At 66.3% G+C, this 18,080-nt stretch carries 20 protein-coding genes; 8 read left to right on the forward strand and 12 right to left on the reverse strand.

The window, feature by feature from the left end:
* The first annotated feature begins 95 nt into the window (after nt 1-95).
* A complete protein-coding gene (locus NE857_RS30485) occupies nt 96-1,103 on the forward strand; it encodes a glycerophosphodiester phosphodiesterase family protein (RefSeq protein WP_254418726.1) in 1,008 nt (335 codons plus the stop codon).
* 88 nt (nt 1,104-1,191) lie between these two features.
* Here NE857_RS30485 and NE857_RS30490 read toward each other — a convergent pair whose 3' ends face one another.
* On the reverse strand, nt 1,192-2,256 hold the full coding sequence (locus NE857_RS30490) for a hypothetical protein (RefSeq protein WP_254418727.1): 1,065 nt from the start codon (nt 2,254-2,256) through the stop codon (nt 1,192-1,194).
* A 92-nt stretch (nt 2,257-2,348) separates the two neighbouring features.
* Between NE857_RS30490 and NE857_RS30495 the strand changes: the two genes are divergently transcribed.
* Complete coding sequence (locus NE857_RS30495; RefSeq protein WP_254418728.1) at nt 2,349-3,074, forward strand: 3-keto-5-aminohexanoate cleavage protein; 726 nt, start codon at nt 2,349-2,351, stop codon at nt 3,072-3,074.
* Nucleotides 3,075-3,184: 110 nt separating this feature from the next.
* Here the strand turns inward: NE857_RS30495 and NE857_RS30500 are convergent, their stop codons facing one another.
* Nucleotides 3,185-3,460: a hypothetical protein gene (locus NE857_RS30500; RefSeq protein ID WP_254418729.1), complete on the reverse strand. Its 276-nt coding sequence runs from the start codon at nt 3,458-3,460 to the stop codon at nt 3,185-3,187.
* 267 nt (nt 3,461-3,727) lie between these two features.
* Here NE857_RS30500 and NE857_RS30505 point away from each other — a divergent pair, with 267 nt between their 5' ends.
* A complete protein-coding gene (locus NE857_RS30505; RefSeq protein ID WP_184366432.1) occupies nt 3,728-4,615 on the forward strand; it encodes a tyrosine-type recombinase/integrase in 888 nt (295 codons plus the stop codon).
* A 92-nt stretch (nt 4,616-4,707) separates the two neighbouring features.
* Here NE857_RS30505 and NE857_RS30510 read toward each other — a convergent pair whose 3' ends face one another.
* Nucleotides 4,708-5,124 carry a hypothetical protein gene (locus NE857_RS30510; RefSeq protein WP_254418730.1) on the reverse strand — a complete coding sequence of 139 codons (417 nt, stop codon included), beginning with the start codon at nt 5,122-5,124 and terminating at the stop codon, nt 4,708-4,710.
* A 278-nt stretch (nt 5,125-5,402) separates the two neighbouring features.
* Nucleotides 5,403-5,819 carry a hypothetical protein gene (locus NE857_RS30515; RefSeq protein ID WP_254418731.1) on the reverse strand — a complete coding sequence of 139 codons (417 nt, stop codon included), beginning with the start codon at nt 5,817-5,819 and terminating at the stop codon, nt 5,403-5,405.
* Nucleotides 5,820-5,986: 167 nt separating this feature from the next.
* Here NE857_RS30515 and NE857_RS30520 point away from each other — a divergent pair, with 167 nt between their 5' ends.
* The 3 genes from NE857_RS30520 to NE857_RS30530 all read left to right on the forward strand — a co-directional run bounded on the left by NE857_RS30520 (nt 5,987) and on the right by NE857_RS30530 (nt 8,178).
* Nucleotides 5,987-6,229, forward strand: a complete 243-nt coding sequence (locus NE857_RS30520) for a GntR family transcriptional regulator (RefSeq protein WP_254418732.1) — start codon at nt 5,987-5,989, stop codon at nt 6,227-6,229.
* Nucleotides 6,230-6,333: 104 nt separating this feature from the next.
* Nucleotides 6,334-7,524, forward strand: coding sequence for an NsdA family TPR-like regulatory protein (locus NE857_RS30525; RefSeq protein ID WP_254418733.1), 1,191 nt, complete (start codon nt 6,334-6,336; stop codon nt 7,522-7,524).
* A gap of 15 nt (nt 7,525-7,539) precedes the next feature.
* Complete coding sequence (locus NE857_RS30530) at nt 7,540-8,178, forward strand: hypothetical protein (protein ID WP_254418734.1); 639 nt, start codon at nt 7,540-7,542, stop codon at nt 8,176-8,178.
* A gap of 464 nt (nt 8,179-8,642) precedes the next feature.
* Here the strand turns inward: NE857_RS30530 and NE857_RS30535 are convergent, their stop codons facing one another.
* The 5 genes from NE857_RS30535 to NE857_RS30555 all read right to left on the reverse strand — a co-directional run bounded on the left by NE857_RS30535 (nt 8,643) and on the right by NE857_RS30555 (nt 12,441).
* Nucleotides 8,643-9,038 (reverse strand): hypothetical protein, encoded by a 396-nt coding sequence (locus NE857_RS30535; RefSeq protein ID WP_254418735.1) that lies wholly within the window; start codon nt 9,036-9,038, stop codon nt 8,643-8,645.
* 590 nt (nt 9,039-9,628) lie between these two features.
* Nucleotides 9,629-10,510: a hypothetical protein gene (locus NE857_RS30540; RefSeq protein WP_254418736.1), complete on the reverse strand. Its 882-nt coding sequence runs from the start codon at nt 10,508-10,510 to the stop codon at nt 9,629-9,631.
* Complete coding sequence (locus NE857_RS30545; protein WP_254418737.1) at nt 10,510-10,866, reverse strand: hypothetical protein; 357 nt, start codon at nt 10,864-10,866, stop codon at nt 10,510-10,512. The genes NE857_RS30540 and NE857_RS30545 overlap by 1 nt, the downstream gene beginning before the upstream one ends.
* A 529-nt stretch (nt 10,867-11,395) precedes the next feature.
* Nucleotides 11,396-11,671 carry a DNA gyrase inhibitor YacG gene (locus NE857_RS30550; protein ID WP_184366438.1) on the reverse strand — a complete coding sequence of 92 codons (276 nt, stop codon included), beginning with the start codon at nt 11,669-11,671 and terminating at the stop codon, nt 11,396-11,398.
* 407 nt (nt 11,672-12,078) lie between these two features.
* Entirely contained in the window at nt 12,079-12,441 is a 363-nt protein-coding gene (locus NE857_RS30555; protein ID WP_184366439.1) for a hypothetical protein, read from the reverse strand.
* A 663-nt stretch (nt 12,442-13,104) separates the two neighbouring features.
* On the opposite strand from NE857_RS30555, the gene NE857_RS30560 reads away from it, so the two are divergent.
* The gene (locus NE857_RS30560) at nt 13,105-13,563 is read left to right on the forward strand and encodes a hypothetical protein (RefSeq protein WP_184366440.1); all 459 of its coding nucleotides are present in this window, start codon (nt 13,105-13,107) and stop codon (nt 13,561-13,563) included.
* 186 nt (nt 13,564-13,749) lie between these two features.
* Here NE857_RS30560 and NE857_RS30565 read toward each other — a convergent pair whose 3' ends face one another.
* The 3 genes from NE857_RS30565 to NE857_RS30575 all read right to left on the reverse strand — a co-directional run bounded on the left by NE857_RS30565 (nt 13,750) and on the right by NE857_RS30575 (nt 17,568).
* Nucleotides 13,750-14,427 carry a 2'-5' RNA ligase family protein gene (locus NE857_RS30565; RefSeq protein ID WP_254418738.1) on the reverse strand — a complete coding sequence of 226 codons (678 nt, stop codon included), beginning with the start codon at nt 14,425-14,427 and terminating at the stop codon, nt 13,750-13,752.
* A 56-nt stretch (nt 14,428-14,483) separates the two neighbouring features.
* Nucleotides 14,484-15,941 carry an MFS transporter gene (locus NE857_RS30570; RefSeq protein WP_254418739.1) on the reverse strand — a complete coding sequence of 486 codons (1,458 nt, stop codon included), beginning with the start codon at nt 15,939-15,941 and terminating at the stop codon, nt 14,484-14,486.
* Nucleotides 15,942-16,119: 178 nt separating this feature from the next.
* Nucleotides 16,120-17,568: an NCS2 family permease gene (locus NE857_RS30575; protein WP_254418740.1), complete on the reverse strand. Its 1,449-nt coding sequence runs from the start codon at nt 17,566-17,568 to the stop codon at nt 16,120-16,122.
* 221 nt (nt 17,569-17,789) lie between these two features.
* On the opposite strand from NE857_RS30575, the gene NE857_RS30580 reads away from it, so the two are divergent.
* Nucleotides 17,790-18,077, forward strand: a complete 288-nt coding sequence (locus NE857_RS30580; RefSeq protein WP_017582747.1) for a DUF2530 domain-containing protein — start codon at nt 17,790-17,792, stop codon at nt 18,075-18,077.
* Nucleotides 18,078-18,080 lie beyond the last annotated feature (3 nt).

Consider the following 18,080-nt stretch of genomic DNA (forward strand, 5'->3'; position numbering starts at 1 on the left):
GGTCCGCGGACGTTGGAGAATGGAGGCCGACCCGCCGCGCGTGGGTCGGCCTCCTTCTCCTTCTTCCGATCATCGTTTCCCAGGACGGTTCCACTGTGCGCAGGAACAAGAAGACCGAACTCCCCATCAAGATCATTTCCCACCGGGGGGCTTCCGGTCACCGGCCCGAGCACACCCTGGCCTCGTACGAGCTGGGCGCCCGCCACGGCGGCGACTTCATCGAGATGGACCTGGTCGCCACCAAGGACGGCCAGCTGATCTGCCGCCACGAACAGGAGATCGGCGAGACCACGGACGTGGCCGACCGCCCCGAGTTCGCGGACCGGCGCACCACGCGGACCATCGACGGCCGCGAGGTCGAGGGGTTCTACGCCCAGGACTTCACCCTCGCCGAGATCAAGACCCTGCGCGCCCGTGAGCGGATGGCCGAGGTCCGCCCGGAGAACGCGGTGATGGACGGGACCTACGAGATCCCGACCCTGCGGGAGGTCATCGAGCTCGCCCTCTCCCTCACCGAGGAGCTGGGCCGCCCGATCGGGATCTACCCCGAGACCAAGCACCCGGCCCACCACGTGGCGCAGGGCCTGGACCTCGAACCCCCGCTGATCGCCGCGCTGCGCGAGGCCGGGCTGGTGGGTGAGGAGCCCAAGGTCCCCGTCTTCCTCCAGTCCTTCGAGGCCGAGAGCCTGCGCAAGCTCGCCGAGACCGGTCTTCCGCTGGTGTACCTGATGGGCACCGAGGACGAGTGGCTGCACTACACGACCCCGGACGGCCTGGCCGAGGTGGCGGCGTTCGCGCACGCCATCGGCCCGCACAAGAGCCTGGTCATCCCCACCAACGAGGACGGCTCCCTGGGCGAGCCCACCGACCTGGTCAAGGACGCCCACGAGGCCGGTCTGGTCGTGCACCCCTACACGTTCCGCAGCGAGAACCACTTCCTGCCCACCGACCTGCGCTCGGACGGCGACCCCAAGGACTACGGGGGCTTCGCCGCCGAGTACGAGGCCTTCTTCGACGCGGGCGTGGACGGCGTGTTCTCCGACTTCTCCCGGCACGCCTTCCTGTGCCGCGAGCACTACCTGGACCCGCAGCCCGAGAAGTAGCCGAAGGAGCACCGGGAGCGGATCGCCCGGGGTCCCGTGCGCCCGCGTGCGAGACCCCGGTCGGGCCTTCGCAGCCCGCGCTCCCGGCTCAGAGGCGGCGGACCAGGAGGACGATGCCGCCGATCAGGACGGCGGCGACCGCGACTCCGCCGAGGATGAGCGGCGTGGCGCCGAAGGATCCGCCCTCGTCGGTGTCCTCCCCGTCCGAGACCGGGGAGGCGTCGGCCACGTCCTCGTCGGCCTCGGCGGCGAGGTCGGGGAGCTGATCGCCTTCCAGCGGGACCCGCCAGACCGGGGAGTTCATACCCTCGGTCCCGGCCATCAGTGCGGTGCCGTCCGGGGTGAAGGCCACCGACTCGCCCTGTTCCATCTCCGGCAGGTCGAAGGAGCCCACCGAGCGGCCCGGAACGCCGTCGGTGGAGTCGTAGAGGGTCACACCCCAGTAGGTGCGGATGGCGTAGCGGGTGCCGTCCGGGCTGAACGCGGCGTCCGTGGCGAACAGCGGCGCGGAGTCGACCCGGCTCAGGACGTTCTCGCCGACCGGATCAAGGTTCTCCGGGGCGGCGTACACACTGCCCGCGAACTCCTTGGACACCACGTACAGGCGGCCATCACGGGGGTCGATCATCAGACCCTCGGCGTCACGTCCGCCGTCCTCGTAGGTGAAGGTGAGCACCGACGGGTCCAGGACCATGTCGCTGAGGACCTCGGGTTCGGTGAAGTGGTAGACCCGGATGTTGGGCCAGCTGCCGCCGAAGTTGTCGCCGATGTCACCCACGAACACGGCCGGTTCGCCTTCGGGGCCCTGGGCGACGCTGATCGCCTCCCAATCCCTCAGTTCCACGTTCAGGGCGACCGTCGCGACCGTCTCGCCCTCCTCGTTCACCGCGTACACCTCGGCGGCGAAGTCGCCGCTGTCGTTGTGCGTCCACCACACGCCCTCGTGCCACAGTGAGGGGGCCAGGCCGCTGGATTCCGCGATCCGCTCGTCCTGGAAGTTGAAGACGATCTCCGACCCCTCGGGCCCCTCACCCCCGCGCGGGTAGTTGCGTCCCCCCGTACCGTCCTCGGGGTCCATGGGAGCGGCTGTGGCGGGTACCGCCGGAAGGAGGGCGAACAGGACGGCCGCGGCGAGGGCCAGAGGTCTTCTCATGACCGCCATCCTGCCAGGGGGAGCGCCCGGGGGCTTGCACCCGGGTGCGAGCGGGCACATTCGGCTTACAGAGCGCCGTAAGGAGAGACCCCATGAGGATCGTCGCCTGTCTCAACGGTGATCGCCGTCCGGGTGCGCACCCCGCCCTGCCCGTGTCCGTCGACCAGCTCGTCACCGACGCCCATGCCGTGGTGGCCGCGGGCGCCACCGCCGTCCACATCCATCCGCGCGACGCCGGGGGCGCGGAGTCCCTGGAACCGCAGGCGGTGGCAGCGCTGATGGAACGGATGCGCGCGGACGGCCCCGACGTGCCGGTGTCGCTGACCACGTCGCTGTCGGCGGAGTCCGACCCCTGGCGGCGCTACGACCTGGTGCAGAGATGGGCGTCCCCGTCCTTACCCGACTCGGTGTCGGTGAACCTGCACGAGGCGGGTTCGGTGGACCTGATCCATCTGCTGGGCGACCGCCGGGTCGCGGTGGAGGCGGGGGTGTGGACGGTGGACGCGGCCCGCATCCTGGTCGCCACCAGGGTGCGGGTGGCGGCGGTGCTGGTGGAGCCGACCCAGGTGGCGGTGGAGGACGCACAGCGCAACGCGGCGGCGATCATGAGCGTGCTGGACCGGGGCAAGGTCGCTGTTCCCCGCATGTTGCACGGCGCGGACGCGACGGCCTGGCCGATGCTGTCCCAGGCGCTGGAGGAGGGGCTGGACATCCGGATCGGGCTGGAGGACACCATGCGTCTGCCCGACGGCACGGAGGCGCACGACAACGCGGCGCTCGTGGAGCACGCGGTCGCCCTGGCCTCCGCCTCCGCCTGAGTCGGGATCGCTGTCCGGCCGGTCCGGAACCACTCGTCCAAAACCACTCGGCTCGCGGGCGCTGCGCGGCACGGGTGAGCCGGAAGAGTGACCACTGCCCTCCACGGCCGCTACGCCTCGACACCCTCTCGGAGGGGGTGATACGCCAGGTGGCGTTCGAGGCGCCGCGCGGTGGCGGTGAGCGCGTCGATGCGTTCCCGAACCGCCTGGAGCCGCTGCTCGTAGAGGGCGACGGCCTCGGTGTCCGCGTCCCCGGCCAGGTGGAGCAGGCGGGTGCTCATCGGGGCGGCGAACCCGCACAGCGCGAGCACACCGCTCAGGGCCCACACCGGTGCCGCGCCGCCCAGGGAAACCAGCACGAAGGAGGAAGGACGGATGGCCCTCAAGCGGTCCGGTGAGTGGCCGGGACTCAGCCGAAGACGGCGCCCAGGACCACGATGAGCATGATCGAACCGAGCACCACTGGCAGCAGCCAGCGCTGCTTGCGGTTGTTGGTGAGCATGCTCATGACGTGCCCCGCTCCGGGTCTCGTTGGGATTCGCTCCCCCAGGGTAGTCCCCAGGTCCGAACGGTCCGGTAGCGGTCCGGCCCCGCCGGGCGGCTCTCGTCCCGCGTCCGTGAAGTCGCCAACAACCGCAAGAGGGCGGCACTTCATGACGTCTCTGGAATCGCTGATTGCCGATTATCTCGACAGTCTGTCCCTACGCGACGTGAGCGAACACACGGTGCGCGCGTACCGGCAAACGCTCCGCAAGCTCTCCCGCTTCGTCGGGGACGTGGACCCCTCCGAACTCACCCATCGGCACATGTCGCGCTTCCTCGCGGCGGAGCGCGCTGCCGGAGCCGCGTTGTCCAGCGTGCAGCGGCGTTACGTCGATCTCGGATCGTTCTGTAAGTGGCTACTCGCGGAAGAAGAGATCACGCGCAACCCCATGGACAAGGTGGACCGGCCCCGTACCGAAGAGGTCCCGGTCCCGCTGGTCGATCCCGCGACCATTCACGCCCTTCTACGGCACGAGTGGTCCACACGGTTCCTGACTATGCGGAACCGCGCGATCATCACGGTTCTTCTGGACACCGGGGTTCGCGTCTCCGAGCTTCTCGGCATGAACCTCGCGGACTTCTCCCCCGCGCACAACCGCATCACGGTTCGCGGAGCGAAGCGCTCCGGGGAACGTGTGGTGTCGCTGGGCAAGCACGCAAGCGCGGCCCTACGCCGGTACCTGCGCGCACGAGCCCGGTTCCCGCAGGCGGACAACCCCGCGCTGTGGCTCGGCTCCAACGGCCGCCTGTCCGCGCAAGCGGTCCGCTTGATGCTCTCCGAAGGATGCAAGCGCGTTGGAGTTCCTCACGTGTTCCCCCACCAGTTGCGCCACCAGTTCGCGCACGAGTTCCGCTTTGCGGGCGGCAATGACGGAGACTTGATGTACCTCGCGGGGTGGACCTCTACCGCTATGCTCCGCCGCTACGGCGCGTCCGGGGCCGCTGTGCGGGCCGCGCAAGCACACGCGAAGTACTCACCCGGGGACCAACTGCTGTAACCCCTACGGACAACACAAAGGCCCGGAACCTAACCCTCTAGGTTCCGGGCCTTGCTCTACTGCCTTCTACCGCGTCGCGGAGCGGCTACCCGCTACCGCTGCCAGGGTTCCGGCAAGGGTGATCCAGCACGAAGCGCGGCGTCTAGAGCCTTCCATTCCTGGCACGCGGAGCGGAGCGCGGCGAAGGCGTGCGGGGCTCCGCCGTCTTCGCGGAGGGCTTCGGAGAGCCGGTCATACACGTCCGTCAGGTACCGGGCTTTGTAGTTCTCCGCGTCGCTGTCCACACGCCAGCATCCCGGAATCGGAGCCCCGGACCTCAAGAGGGCATCCAACAGACCAAAGGCGCTGTCAGCACGGCGAAGAGTGGCGACAGCACGCGGCGGAAGCCCCGGCGTCGCCAGCAGCCGCGACACCTGCGCGGCCATAGCCTCCGCCGGGAGCACGGTCCCGTTGGTGGTCTGGGCTTCGTCCGTGGTCATGTCGTTGAACTCCTCTGCTTCAAGGCTCATGTGTGGGCCCGTGTGGTCCGCTAGCAACGCGCACCCGTTAGCCGGGCACGGCTTGACTTCGCTGTCGGTAAACGTGCGGAGGTCTTCCTCCCGCGTGGCGCGGTTGTATTCGTCAACCTCTTCGGGCGCGAGAGCACGCGGACGCGGAGCGGTCCCCTCGAAGACGCCTCCCCATCCGTCGCGGCACAGTCCGCTATGCCTGCTGTCCAGCACGCACGAGCGGGACGGAGCGGCCGCACGGTTGAACGGATGCCAGCGTGTGAGTCCGCACGTGGCCATTAGGCGACCTCCGCCCGGTGCGAAGCGATCTCGGAGAGCACGGCAACGCCCAACCTCGAAGCGTCTGCACGCCGAAGGGCTTCCTTCCTTTCGTGTTCGCGGTAGAAGCCGCGCACGATGTCGGCCGGTTCGGGAACGGCGTCCGTGTCCACAACGGGCACGTAGTCCCGGGGGACGGGAAGCAGCGTGCGGGGCAAGTCGTCGGCCGGACGACGCGGAGCGGGCACGAGCGGAACGGGAACCTCGCGGCCGTCGGCCGCCGGGAGCGTCTGCGCGTAACGGCGAACGCGGCCGGAGCGGATACGACGCGCCTCGAAGGCGAGTTCGCGGAGCGCGCTGAAGGGGCTCGTGTGAGCCCCGCGCGTCGGGCGGAACAGCCGTGCGAGCACGGCGAAAAGGGCGATAACGTAGCCCACGGCGAACACCTCGTTTGTTCGTCCGGGCCCGGGGGTGTTACCAGCACCCGCCGGGCCACTCTGTTTGATTGTGAAACCACAACCCTACAGTGCCCTAGTGGTGCATAACCAGCCCTATCAAGGCTCAATAGGTATCCATGCAGGTCATGGCGCTCTACTGTGGAAGTATGAGCACGGAAATGCCGCATATCGACCCACGGGGACCAAAGCTCGTGTATGTGGTCATCGCTGACCACCTCGCTGCCCGTATCGAAGCCGGAGAGCTGAAGGCCGATGAGCGCATACCCGGGGAGATCGACATAGCGGCCAACTACGGCGTTGCTCGCATGACCGCCGGACGCGCGGTCAAGGAACTCCGAGAACGCGGCCTTGTCTACACGGTTCGCGGCAAAGGAACCTTCGTCGCCTGATCCCGTCCGTGTTCTAACCATGCCCCTAGCGTCTTCCGCGTTGTCTGCGCGCGGAGTAGCCGGACTGTAGGCCCTGCTGTAGGCCAGCGGGTCAGAATGGGGACATGACCCCCGAACCGTTGCCCGCCATGCTCCGCCGTCTGCGCACCTCGCACGGCTGGTCTCAAGCACGCCTTGCCGCTGCTCTGTGCGAAGCGTCCGGACACCCGACGGTCACGCGAAACGACGTGTCCCGATGGGAGCGCGGCAAGCGCGTGCCCCGGTTCTGGCTCCCCTACCTCGCACGGGTCTTCAAGGTCCCCCGGGAGCGGCTGGAAATGGCCACTGTGGCCGACACGGGGCCCGATGCGGCGGACACCCTGTCGTCCCTCCTGCCGCTCGGGAACGCTGTGGCTCCGCTGTCCGCGCGGAACGGAAGCAGGGTCGGGCAGAGCACAGCCGACGACCTAGCGGCCCGTGCTCACGGGCTCCGCCTTGCCGACGATGTTCTAGCCGGGGGAGACCTGATCGGGCCCGCCTTCCGCGAACTGGACGCGGCCGTTCGGGTCCTCCGGGAGTCCACGCACACGAACGCCGTCCGCCGGGAGCTACTGCGAGCCGTGGGGGAGCTTGCGCAGATAGCCGGATGGGTAGCGTCCGACGCGGCAGACCCTCGCACGGAAGCCACGTACCGTCTCGGGCTGGACGCGGCCAGGGAAGCCGGGGACGGGGCCCTTGCCGCGCAACTCGCCGGGTCGCTCGGATACCACCTCGTGAACAACGGCCGCGTTGCCGACGGGGCCGCGCTGTCCGTTGCGGCCGTGGCGGAAGGCGGGCCGGACGCTCCCGGGAAGACACGGGCACTGTTCCATGACCGGGCCGCGTGGGCCCACACCAAAGCCGGAGACGCGCAAGCCGCTATGCGGTCGTTAGGGGCCGCTCACGAGGCACTAGCGGAGGACAGTGGGGACGCTCCGGAGTGGGCTTACTGGGTGAACGAGGCAGAGCTAGAGGTGATGGACGCGAGGGTGTACACGGAACTCCGGCGGCCCCTCCGCGCCGTTCCCCTTCTCTCCCGCGTCCTCCGGGGATATCCGGTCACGTCCACGCGGGAACGGGCGTTGTATGAATCCTGGCTTGCCGTGGCCTACGCGGACGCGAACGAACCGGAGGAAGCCGCGCGCGTCGCGGCTCGTGTGATCGAACTGTCCGGGGATGTGGCCTCCGCAAGGGCTTCGTACCGTGTCCAGGTCGTGCTCTCACGACTTGCAAACTACCAGGATGTTCCGGAAGTACGTGAAATACTTGCCAACTAGTGTCATTATGTAAGCATGTGGACAACAATACTTGCAGCCTTAATATCAGCCCTCGCAGCACTCGGGGGCGTAATTATATCCTCCTACATAACATCGAAAAACCTTCGACGCACGTGGGAAAATGAGCGAGAAAAAAAGTTCATCGAAGACCGACTAGAGACGGTCGGGAAGATTGTATCTCTTTCTTCTAGAATTCGCATAGCGTGCCTGCCAAGAATATCAAAGAGCCCACCGGAAGACTTTTCCGAAAATGAAGATCTCCTGGATTTCCAGCGAGAGCTCGATGCGCTCACTTCTAGACTGAGACTTACTGTTGATAACTTCGCCACGGCAAGCGCAGCTATCGAACTTTTCGAGTCAACAAGGAGTTGTGTAAGTATCGCTAGAGAGCCCGGGCCGCTCTCAGAAGAAAAGAGAAACATTCTCACGCTCCTCCTCGCATCGCAGCGCATGCGCGAGGAGGGCCTTGTATCGCTTGCTAGATCAGAGCTGGGAATTGGGGAGGTCAAGGGGATGCCCAAGTATGACGCAGAAGTCATAATTAAGGCACTCCTCCAGAAGACCCTTAAAGGAGAAGGGAAAGTTGAGGAAACCTATGAAAAAATCATGGAAGTTCAGCGGAAGAAAAAAGATTCGGAGTGGCTAGCAAAATAGCCAGAGAACTCGCGATTGCCTAATTTTAATTAACACATCCGGGCTTAAAATAATATCGGCCACTGAAGGTTTCTATGCACAATTCGCGGTGGCGGATCTGTCCAGAAATACGTAGAGGACAGAGAGCCCTCGGCCACCTCTTGAAAAGGTATCCGAGGGCTCCGTTGGCCCGTGTGGCGTCCAACGGCCCTACTCGACCATGGCGCGGTACTCGTCCGCAGCGTTCCAACCATCCGCCACGGTCACCAGAGTGACTGGAAAGCCCTCCGGGCATGCGCACTCTGCCGGAGGCCACACGGAACGCAGGTATGTCGTAGCGGCCTCGCACACGGCGGCATGGAGCTGAACAGTCGGGGTGTCCGGCGAGACCCCCAGCTCCGGGAAGAGTGCTCGATATAGCGGGAGCACGTCCGGCACTGGCACGGGTGGAGCTTCACGACCGATCGTCCTCCGGCGGAGGGGTCTCATACCGCACCACCTCCGATGGCTCTCGCCCGGTCCCAACGAGCGGTAGCCGCACGGGCCGCCCGGACGCTGGCCGGGGACCGCATGGCGTGGCCGCTGTCCGCCTGTCCAAGGCTGGCTGCATCCGTCCCGGCGTCCGCCGGGAGCAAGGCGCGGAGGACAACCCACGCGGCGGCCCGCTGCTGACGTGCTTCCGCCACGGCAGGGTTCACCACGAGTTGTCCGGCAGAGCCGGGAACCATGACCCCGTGTTCGCGCACGGCCTCGTCCAGTCGCTCCGCCGCGCCCAAGTGCTCACCGGCTAGTGCCAGCACGGCCCGCTGTGTCTCGTCTAATTCGTACTCCGCTTCATAGCTGGTGAGCAGCCGCATGGAGGCCGCGTGGTGATCACTCACCGTCTTCACAACCTTACGTTTCTCGGAAAACCCGGGATCCGCCGCATGCGCAGAGCCAGAAAATCGCTAACCCCCTCCGGCGCGCGTTCCCCCAGGTCAGGGGGGCACCCCCCAGGTCACAGCCTTGCCGGGGTGTCAGGTGTCCCGGCTCCGTCGTCGGCCGCGCGAGGTTCGCTTGCAATAGAAGTCGCGCATGTTCATTAGACGGCGGAACTCATTGTCAGACAGCACAACAGGCGCGACGTTTCCCACTGGCATAATGCGCGTGATGAACTCAACATCGCGCGCATGGTCGCGGCCATGCGGAACACTCTTCACATTCACGAGCGCTGTCGCGACCTTCTCAAGCACGCGACACGCCGCACTGCAATAAGACTTCATGGAATGTCCGATAGACAGCAGCGGAGCGTCGCACGTGACGCGCTCACACGTGGCACTGGTCGGGGCAATAAGGCGGGGCATGGTGGGTCCCTTCAATTATAGGGGGCTTACGATAATGCCCCCTAGGTACAGGTGAGGGCAGGGTCCCGGAGTGATACACACCCTGCCCCCAATCCCGCGCCGAGAAAACGACACGCGGAAAGAATGGACTACTCGCTGTCGCTGTTCGCGGCTGCGCATTCCTCAGTAGCGATCTTCACCGCTTCGCCAAAGGATGCGCCAATGACCGGATAAGCCCGTGGGGCCCTATCGTCGCCGTAGCCAAACCGGCTAGGCACCGTTTCGAGCTGCTGTAGCACGGCCTCTAGCGTCGGCTGGTTGGACCCGGAACGCCGCGCGGAGGGATCGAATCGAGAGCGCGAAACCAGGGTTCGCATGTGGTTATCTTCGGGAAGCTGATTCGCCATGCCTCGGACGACCCCGTAAGCCGACATGGCACGGTGGATTCGTCGCTGTGCTTCGCGGACCGCCTCGATAGCGGCCGTGCGCTCCGCCTCGAAGGTACGGAGCCGCTCCCGGGTCAGCCGGTCCGCGTTGGCGCGATAATCGCGGCGGATACGTGTCCGCGCGGCCAAAGCGTCGTTCCGAGCGATCATCACGGTCGTATTCGCGAGTCGGTTCGTGTCCTCCGCGCGCTTGAGAGCCTCGTCCAGCGTCTTTTGCGCTCCGGCCGCTGTGGCTACGGGATTGCCGTTCGGGACCCTCAAAGCGGCCGCCTCGTGAGCGTCTCGGGTGCGCTTAGCGTCCGTGACAGCGCGGTCGGCATCCTCCGCGTCCAGGTGGAATCGGTCCGCACGCTCAAGCCTGTCTTCGAAGGGCTTAACCAGACTCCCGAGAGTCGGAATCTCGAAGGCCGCGCCCTTGAGAGCGGCGAGCATCTTTCGGGCCTCGGCAAGGTCAAGGTCCCGCTTTTCCGCGTCCGTCATTCCAGCGGTGAGCGGGTCTTCCCCGGAAATGACCGGGGTGCTGTCCGTGACAATCCCACCGCCGCTAGGATGGATAGGGTCCGGATGGAACGTGGACTTCGCCATTACTTTCCCCTCTTCGCGGACCCATACCCGAGACGTCGCCAAATCGCGGCCGCAATGGCCTTCGGACTCACTTCGTCGGACTCGATTCCGATTTTGGACGGCTCGTGCTTATGTGGGAACGGCTTTGTCGGATCCACCGTGCTATCCGGGTGCATGTCGGCCAGCTTCGCGGCATTGGTCTTCACTTCATCGTAGGAATCGCCGCGCACCATTGAAACAAGGTCCGACCGGACGCCGGTAGCGTTGACGATTCCCTGGATTTCGGCGTCTGACAGCTTGAAAGGCTCCGGCTTCGCGGCCGCCTCTTCGCTGCCGCGCTCCGGCGGCTCCGGGGCGGTGGTGGTGTTCGTGGTCATGGTTAGCTCTCCATGGTTGATGTTGCGATTCCTGCCGGTCAGCGCGCGAGGTTTTCGCGGCGACGCATGTAAGCCGCTTGGCGACACGACCTTGAGCAGTAGGCCCGGGGTCTGCCGCGCTCGTTGCGGTAGACGGTGTTCGTACAGCCTTCGCGGACACAAACCTTGTTGTCGGCAGTGTTGGTCATGGGCAAATCCCCCAGAAACGAAAAAAAGGGCTGCACCCGCTGCGCAGTTGCCCCTACGCGCGGGTACAGCCCCGGAACCCTGATGAACAGGGAAGATCACAGGCGGCCGGGGCAACGACCAAGGAAGCCGAAAAACGGCCTCTTCTCTAGTTATGTCTCCGGGTGTTCGCGCTGGTCAGCGAATTGCAGGCGAAAACCGGTTTGGAACTACCGAACTAGCGAAGTTAGCCAACGCCACCCGCCCAAAGATCTCATTTGCCCCGTGGGCGCACAGAAAGGCCACACCCTTACCCGAAGTCGTCCGAGCAGGGCACGGCCGCCAGAATTGATCCTGTGGCTTTCTAGGCCACCTTGGGCACCGCGTGTACCTTGCGCTTACGAGCACGGTACGCGGCCACGCGGCAGCGGTCAGAACAGTACTTGCGATGACGGCCAATACCCGCGTATTCGCCTTCCTCGCCGCAGTGGGAGCACAGCGGCGAGTCAATCGTCTGTTGTGCTTCCAGTGCACGGCGCATGTCCGCTTTCTGCAAAGTCCAACATTCGTCACCCGGGAACACATCCGCGTTGTCGTCGCGACGTTCGTCCCTCTTGCTGTAACCCGGATCATCGGGCATTCGTGGGGAGCCTGTGCGGCACTCCTTCCCGGGGTTGCCGTCGTGAAGCTTCTCGTTACAGAAGCGGCACGTGCGGACGCGGAGGTGTGCCCCGGTACGGAACGCGGAGCGGCAGCGCTCCGAGCACCAAGATTCTTGTTTCCCGATTAGCTCGGAAGAGCAGGCCAAACAGCGGGGAAGTTCGCCCGTATACATGAACATGTGGAGTCTCCTAGGGGTGTAACGAAATAGGGATGTTGCTGACCGGGCGGTTGCCTTAACCCTTATATCTTTTATGTGTTTACATGGCTCCCTGGTTAGTCATCTAATAAAACGTAACCAACAAAGAAGCGACCCAACCAGAGACCAAAATCCCTGATCAGGCCGCTTTTCCGCGATCCGACGGCAGCCGCTCCGGCCGCGACCCGCTAGGCCGCGACGGGCTCCCGCTCCGCCGCGCACTGTTCGCGGACGCGGTTCCGCCGCTCCCACTGTCGGCAACCTCGCGAACACCACGACTCTTCGTAGAAAGTGGCATCCGTGAATGTCGCATCGTTGGCGCACCCGCGACGCGCGCACCCCACGGCCGCGAACATCCGAGCGAAGGTCTCCGCCGCGTCTTGAGCGAGTAGCTCCGCTACCGCGTTGCCGAACACCTCGCGAGACAGCGCGACCGACTCGCGAATGTAGTTCTCCGGGACCGCGCGGGCTTCGGTGACCTCGCGAAGGGCCCACCGGTAGATCCGCGCGATACTGGCTTGCAGAGAAGAGGGAAGTGGTGTCTGTTCCATGGCGTGCCTCCGAAGGTCGGGACGCTTCCCCCTAGTTATGTCTCCGGAACCGGCTAAGTGTTCGCGTGAATTTTTGGGCCCTTGAATTGAGCAGCGCGGCTCAACTCGAAACAGCACGTTTGCCGCTGCCGAAGCGGCACGGTACGAGCGGCACGGCAAGCCCCGGCAAGCGGCAAGAAGCGCGGCACGCTCCGGGGAACTTGCGCGGCAAATCCGACAAAATCACTGGTCACAGCTGTGCAGCTCGTGTGCCGTTCACGTCCTGGGCGTGCGGCACGCGCTCCGCGCGGCCGCTTCCTCGCCTCCCTTGCCGCAAACCTCGCGCGGGGCTTGCCGTTCGCGGACGGCAAACGGCACGGAGCGGAGCGGCAAGCGGCACGGCAGACGGCACGCTTGCCGGAGCGGCACGGCACGCGGCAAGGCTTGTGTGCCGTTGCCGTTGCTCTGCCGGACGCTCCGCTGTCCTCGTGCCGTTGCCCGTGGCCGGTACGGCTCCGCCGCGCGCGGAGCGCGTAGGGACGCCGGAGCAGCTCCGGCGACAAACACGGCACGAGCGGCACGAAGCGCGGCACGCCCCTGCAAACTCACTGGTCACAGACTTGCCAACGGATTGACGTTCACGTCCTGGACGTGGGCCACGGGTAACCCTGGAATCATGGCCCCATGAGCGAGAATCCCCCAGGACCCCCCGTGCCGCCTCGTAAGAAAAGGTCCGCCTGGAAACTTATCGTCCTAGGCATAGTCGGCGTGGCCGCTCTCGGGTTGCTGTGGTCCTACCTTGACTACCGTCGTGCCGTCGCTAACTCGCTAACCCCTGAGCACGCCCAAATCTTGTCCGACGTGTGGAACAGCTACGAACTCGGTGAGAAGTACCGGCTATGCGGCACGATCGACCGACCGGACGAAGAGGCCGGGCTAGCGAGGTTCGGACTGCATTACGTTCAGGAGGTAGACCGGCGCGGCGAAGAACTCCGTGACGTGGGAGTGCCGACGGATGTTGCCCGTAAGGATGCCGCCAACCAGGTATGCGATCAGACGTTTGGTGGAACACCGTGGTGGGACGAGCGTGAGACTCGCCCTGATGGGCCACTTCCCATCTCTGACTTCCTGGAGTCGGACTAGTCCCGGAGCGCGGTGGTTGCTCACGGTTTGCAACACTCGCGGCGTCTTAAGGGGCTAGACTCTGTCTCAAATAATCGCGACTTGGGATCTTCCGACAAGATCCCGGACGCGGACAGAGAGCTGTTATAGCAGGTCAGAGCACCACTGGCAGCAGCCAGCGCTGCTTGCGGTTGTTGGTGAGCATGCTCATGACGTGCCCCGCTCCGGGTCTCGTTGGGATTCGCTCCCCCAGGGTAGTCCCCAGGTCCGAACGGTCCGGTAGCGGTCCGGCCCTGCCGGGCGGCTCTGCACCAGGTGGATCCGGTCGGCCCGCCAGCCCGCGGTGGGCGCTGGGCCGAGTAGGCGCAGGGTGTCGGTGACGTCCCGGGACGGCCTGGCCCGGGCGAGGGTGACGTGCGGCACGAAGGGGCGTGACGGGACGGGCACCCCCGCGGCGCGTGCGGCCTCGGCCAGGGAGTCCGCGAGCTCGCGGAGCCCCTCCCCGCGCACCCCGGCCCACACCACCGAGGCCCGGTGCTCGGGGCCGTTGCCTCGGGAGGTTCGACGCTTGGGGACCCCGCCCCGTGAGGACCGCTGTCCGGGGCCGTTGCCTCCGGAGGACCGGAGCTCCGGTGGCCGCTGTGGAAAGGTGTCCCAGTCGTCGAGGGCCAGGTCCAGGGCGGGCCGTCCCACCAGGGCCCGCTCCAGTGCGGCGGAGAGTCCGGAGGGCGTCTCCCCCGCCGCTCCCAGGAAGACCAGGGTCAGATGCCACTCCTGCGCGGGGGTCCAGCGCAGCTCCGGGTCCGAGGGGCGGGCCGCGCGCACGGCCCGGGCGAGTTGGTCGCGGGCCTCGTCGGAGGGCCACAGCGCGAGGAACAGACTCATGGGACCATCCTTCCTGCGGTATCCAGGACCTGGCGGGGTTCGGCTTCGGGGGTCAGCTAACCCCGTAGGTCGGCGCCCTGCTGCTGCTCGGTGCCCCGGCGCTGGTGATCGGGACCTTCGCCGGGGAGCGCCTCTTTCGCGGACTGGACGCCGAGCTGTTCCGCCGCACCGTGCTGGTGCTGCTCGCGGTCAGCTCCGTCTCCATGGTCACCCGGGTGGTCACCGCCTGAAACCCGCTGCTCAGACCGCGAACCCGTCCGTTCAGGCTCGGGTCCGCGCCGTCTCCGGGGCAGCAGGTCGCGCACCGTGACCCCCTTGGTGCGCATCAGCAGCACGGAGAGCACGCTGACCACCACGATGGTCACCGCACCACCGGTGAACAGGCTGGCCTGCGGACCGAAGACGTCCGCGATCAGGCCCACCACGGGGGCGCCGATCGGGGCCACGCCCATGAAGACCAGCAGGAACATGCTCATCACCCGACCGCGCATCTGCGGGTCGACGCTCATCTGGAAGGTGGCGTTGAGCGTGGTCACGAAGGTCATGAAGAGCACGCCCATCGGGACGAGGACCAGCACGAAGGCCACGTAGCCCGGCATCAGCCCCGCCACGAGCTGGGCGGCACCGAAGCCCATCGAGCCGATGAGCACCAGCTTCAGTCGCGGGTGTTCGCGCCGTGCGGCCAGCAGGGCGCCGGCCAGCGCGCCCACCGCGAGCGCGGCGGCGGCCACCCCGAAGGCCTCGGCGCCGGCCTCGAACACGTTGTTGACCATGAGCGCGATCTGGGTCTGCCCGTTGGCGCCGAAGAACTGCACCGAGCCGGCCAGCACCAGCAGCAGGACGAGGTCGCGTCTACCCCCGATGTAACGCAGGCCCTCGCGGATCTGTCCCTTGCCGCGCGGCAGGCGTTCGGTGGGGTTGAGGTCGGCGGTGCGGATCATCAGCAGCGCGACGATCGTGAAGGCGAACGAGAGCCCGTTGATCATGAACACCGGACCGCTGCCGACCAGGCCGATGAGCACACCGGCGACGGCGGGCCCGGTGACCCGGCCGAGCTGGAAGCTGGCGCTGTTCAGGGCGATGGCGTTGGGCAGCAGGTCCCGGTCGACCATCTCCGGGACGAAGGCCTGGCGCCCCGGGTTGTCCAGCACGGTGATCATGCCGAGGCCGAAGGCGAACACGTACACGTGCCAGACCTCGGCGGCGCCGAGCACGGCCAGGACTCCCAGGCCGACGGCGAGCACGCCCATGCTGGCCTGGGTGAGGATCAGCAGCTTGCGCTTGTCGAAACGGTCCACCATGGCGCCGCCCCAGAGCCCGAAGAAGAGCATGGGCAGGAACTGCAGCGCGGTGGTCATCCCCAGTGCGATGCCGCTGCCGCCGCTGAGCTGGAGGACCAGCCAGTCCTGGGCGATGCGCTGCATCCAGGTGCCGGGGTTGGAGATCAGCTGGCCGAGCGCGTAGATCCGGTAGTTGCGCACGGACAGGGAACGGAACATCGCGACACGGCGCATCAGTCCCTCCCCGTGGCGGCGGCGGGCCGGGGAAGGACGGAAGCGGCCACCGGGACGTGGTTTCGGGGGCACATAAGTAAACGGCGTTGACTCATCATCCGAGTCAACGCCGTTCACCGTGCCGCGCATTCCCCGTAACGGGGCCCGTGCCGGAGCACGTCCCCGTTTCAGGGAGGAATCAGCCGATCAGCGCGTAGATCGGCGCCTCGGCGAAGTGGATCAGGAAGACCACCGAGATGAGCCACAGCAGCGGGTGCACCTGGCGGCCCCGGCCCGTGACCAGCATGACGAAGGCGAAGGCGAGCAGACCGAACCCGATGCCGTTGGCGATCGAGTAGGTGAAGGGCATCATGATGATCGCCAGGAAGGAACCGATGCCGATCGCCGGGTCCTTGAAGTTGATGTTGGTGACCTGGGTCATCATCATGAAGCCGACGATGACCAGCACCGGGGTGGCGGCCTCGAAGGGCACCAGGGTGACCAGCGGTGTGAAGAGCGTCGCGATCAGGAACATCGCACCGGTGACGATCGGGGCGATACCCGTCCGGGCACCCTCACCGACACCCGCGGCGGACTCGGCGTAGACGGTGGCCACCGAGGCCGAACCCGCACCACCGAGCAGGGTGCCGATGGCGTCGGCGGTCAGGACCTCGCGGCTGCCCTCGATGTTGCCGTCCTCGTCCGCCAGGCCGGCCTGCTGGGCGACACCCACCATGGTGCCCATCGTGTCGAAGAAGTCGGCCAGCAGCAGGGTGAAGATCAGCATCACGAGGGTGGCCGCGCCGATGTCGGAGAAGCGTCCCGAAAGGCCGCCCTCGGCGAAGAGTCCCAGGAGGGAGACGTCCGGCACCGCGACGAGGTCGCCCACGCTGGTGGGCAGGGTGGGAACGGTCAGGCCCCAGCCGAGGCCGCCTTCGCCGTCGCCGAGGACCGCTTCGACGGCGATGGCGATGACCGTGGTGACCACGATGCCGATGAGCAGCGCGCCACGAACGTTGCGCACGTACAGGGCGATGCTCAGGAGCAGGCCGATGACGAAGATCAGGATGGGCCAGCCGTTGAGGCCGCCGTCACCGAGCTGGACCGGGGTGCCTTCACCGGCCTGCACGAAACCGGCGTTGACCAGCCCGATGAAGGCGAGGAAGAGACCAACACCGACCGCGATCGCGATCTTGAGGCCGGGCGGGATCGCGGAGAAGACCGCGGTACGGAAACCGGTCAGCACGAGGATGAGGAGCAGGAGGCCCTCGATGATGACCAGGAGGAAGACGTCAGCCCAGGGCATGAAGGGGGCGATGCCGTAGGCGATGACGGCGTTCAGGCCCATGCCCGCCGCGATGGCGAACGGATAGCGGCTGACCATACCCATGATCACACAGGAGATGGCGGCGACCAGGGCCGTCATCGCGGCGACGCCGGGGATGCCCAGCATCTCACCGTTGACGTCCTCGGCGGTGCCGATGATCAGCGGGTTGAGGACGACGATGTACGCCATGGCGAAGAAGGTCGCCATGCCGCCGCGGACCTCGGTACCGAAGGTCGAGCCGCGCTCGGAGATCTTGAAGAAGCGGTCCATGGAGCCCTTGGGCTCTCTGGACTCAGTGGGGGATGGCGTTGGTGCGTTCACGTCGTCAGCCTGACCTGGTCGTGTTACCGGACAACAAGGATTCTGCGCCAGATTAGTTGCATCTTCATACAACACGAGCCACGTGTTTCACATCTGTTTCAGAGAAAACACCATATGGTCGGATGATCCGCCTGCTGGATGTGACCAACTCGTCTTCCCCCAGGCCACGGGCCCGAAGGTGTCCTCCTCTCCCCTGTCGGAGCAGCGGATAGCCTGGAACCGTGCGCAAACCTCGCCAGCCAGACCCCGAAGTCCACGAGAGCGACTACCGAGTCCCGGCCGCCATCGGCACGGTCGCGTGGGCGATCGCGCTCGTCGTGCTCCTCGTCATGGGGGACGGCCTGCCCGCCTCGGAACGCTGGTGGATCGGCGTGTGTGTGACCGGGATCGCCCTCGGCGTCTTCGGCTTCCTCTACATCCCCTACCTGTTCCGCAAACGCGACGAAGCGGCCGATCGCGCGGCCGAACGGGCCGCCGACTCCCACCCCCGCGAACCCGAAACCCCCTGAGCT

The organism is Nocardiopsis exhalans (genome assembly GCF_024134545.1).
Taxonomy (GTDB): Bacteria; Actinomycetota; Actinomycetes; order Streptosporangiales; family Streptosporangiaceae; genus Nocardiopsis; species Nocardiopsis exhalans.

Excerpts from the sequence above, each read along its gene's own strand:
- NE857_RS30525 (WP_254418733.1), top strand. The coding sequence starts at position 6,334 with ATGACCCCCGAACCGTTGCCCGCCATGCTCCGCCGTCTGCGCACCTCG.
- NE857_RS30530 (WP_254418734.1), top strand. The coding sequence starts at position 7,540 with ATGTGGACAACAATACTTGCAGCCTTAATATCAGCCCTCGCAGCACTC.
- NE857_RS30490 (WP_254418727.1), bottom strand. The coding sequence starts at position 2,256 with ATGAGAAGACCTCTGGCCCTCGCCGCGGCCGTCCTGTTCGCCCTCCTT.
- NE857_RS30555 (WP_184366439.1), bottom strand. The coding sequence starts at position 12,441 with ATGGAACAGACACCACTTCCCTCTTCTCTGCAAGCCAGTATCGCGCGG.
- NE857_RS30545 (WP_254418737.1), bottom strand. The coding sequence starts at position 10,866 with ATGACCACGAACACCACCACCGCCCCGGAGCCGCCGGAGCGCGGCAGC.
- NE857_RS30565 (WP_254418738.1), bottom strand. The coding sequence starts at position 14,427 with ATGAGTCTGTTCCTCGCGCTGTGGCCCTCCGACGAGGCCCGCGACCAA.
- NE857_RS30560 (WP_184366440.1), top strand. The coding sequence starts at position 13,105 with ATGAGCGAGAATCCCCCAGGACCCCCCGTGCCGCCTCGTAAGAAAAGG.
- NE857_RS30505 (WP_184366432.1), top strand. The coding sequence starts at position 3,728 with ATGACGTCTCTGGAATCGCTGATTGCCGATTATCTCGACAGTCTGTCC.
- NE857_RS30495 (WP_254418728.1), top strand. The coding sequence starts at position 2,349 with ATGAGGATCGTCGCCTGTCTCAACGGTGATCGCCGTCCGGGTGCGCAC.
- NE857_RS30570 (WP_254418739.1), bottom strand. The coding sequence starts at position 15,941 with ATGCGCCGTGTCGCGATGTTCCGTTCCCTGTCCGTGCGCAACTACCGG.
- NE857_RS30540 (WP_254418736.1), bottom strand. The coding sequence starts at position 10,510 with ATGGCGAAGTCCACGTTCCATCCGGACCCTATCCATCCTAGCGGCGGT.
- NE857_RS30520 (WP_254418732.1), top strand. The coding sequence starts at position 5,987 with ATGAGCACGGAAATGCCGCATATCGACCCACGGGGACCAAAGCTCGTG.
- NE857_RS30510 (WP_254418730.1), bottom strand. The coding sequence starts at position 5,124 with ATGAGCCTTGAAGCAGAGGAGTTCAACGACATGACCACGGACGAAGCC.
- NE857_RS30550 (WP_184366438.1), bottom strand. The coding sequence starts at position 11,671 with ATGCCCGATGATCCGGGTTACAGCAAGAGGGACGAACGTCGCGACGAC.